This is a genomic window from Halomonas faecis, from assembly GCF_010993975.1.
Taxonomy (GTDB): domain Bacteria; phylum Pseudomonadota; class Gammaproteobacteria; order Pseudomonadales; family Halomonadaceae; genus Halomonas; species Halomonas faecis.
This window is the reverse complement of the sequence record NZ_JAACZO010000038.1, coordinates 1-1,071: the sequence shown is the minus strand read 5'-3', so window position 1 is coordinate 1,071 and position 1,071 is coordinate 1. Positions and strand designations below refer to the sequence as shown.

Genomic DNA, 1,071 nt, shown 5'->3' with positions numbered 1-1,071 from the left:
CTGGTGGACGAGTACGACAAGCCCATTCTCGACAACCTGATGGCGCCGGAGCGCGCTCGCGAGCTGCGTGAAGGGCTCAAGAACCTCTACAGCGTGCTCAAGGACGCCGATCCCCACCTCGCCTTCGTGCTACTCACCGGGGTTTCCAAGTTCAGCAAGGTGAGTCTGTTCTCCGGGCTCAACAACCTCACCGACATTACCCTCGATGCCCCCTATGCCACGATCTGCGGCTATACCGATGCCGATCTCGATACGCTGTTCGCCGCCGAGCTGCCGGGGCTCGACCGCAACGAGATCCGCCGCTGGTACAACGGCTACCGCTGGGGCGACCAGGACGTTACTGCCGTCTACAATCCCTTCGACGTGCTGCTGCTGTTCCAGAAGCGTCGCTTCGCGCCCTACTGGTTCGAGAGCGCCACGCCGACCTTTCTCGTCGAGATCCTCAGCCAGCGCGGCGTGTTCACGCCGCAGTTGGAAAGGCTGCAGACCGAAGCCGAGCTGCTCGGCCGCTTCGATGTCGATCACATCGCCACCGAAGCGCTGCTCTTCCAGACCGGCTACCTCACCGTGCACGAGGTGGAAGAGCCGCTGACCGGCTATTGGCTCTATACCCTGGGTTACCCCAATCAGGAGGTGGAAACCAGCCTCAACCAGGCGCTGCTGCCCGCGCTGGGCGTGGAAAACCCGCCGCACGAACGCAAGACCCTCTTCACCCACCTGCACGCCCACGACCTCGCCGGGCTGGAAACCCACCTCAAGGCGCTCTTCGCCGGGCTGCCCCACGACTGGTACCGCAACAATCCCATCGCCCGGTACGAGGGACACTATGCCAGCGTCTTCTACAGCCACTTCGCCGCCCTGGGCGTGAACGTCACCGTGGAAGACGCCAGCCACCACGGCAAGGTCGACATGAGCGTGGAGGCCTTCGGCCACCGCTACCTGTTCGAATTCAAGGTGGTGGAGCAGTTGCCCGAGGGCAGCGCCCTGGCACAGATCCAGGCCAAGGGCTACGCCGATAAATACCGCGCCCAGAACCAGCCGATTCACCTCATCGGCGTGGAGTTCTCCCGC

General features: G+C 63.6%; 1 protein-coding gene. It reads left to right on the top strand.

Annotated features, from left to right (window positions below):
* The coding region (locus GFD32_RS19980; RefSeq protein ID WP_163577081.1) for a PD-(D/E)XK nuclease domain-containing protein at nt 1-1,071 on the top strand (1,071 nt) is incomplete at both ends.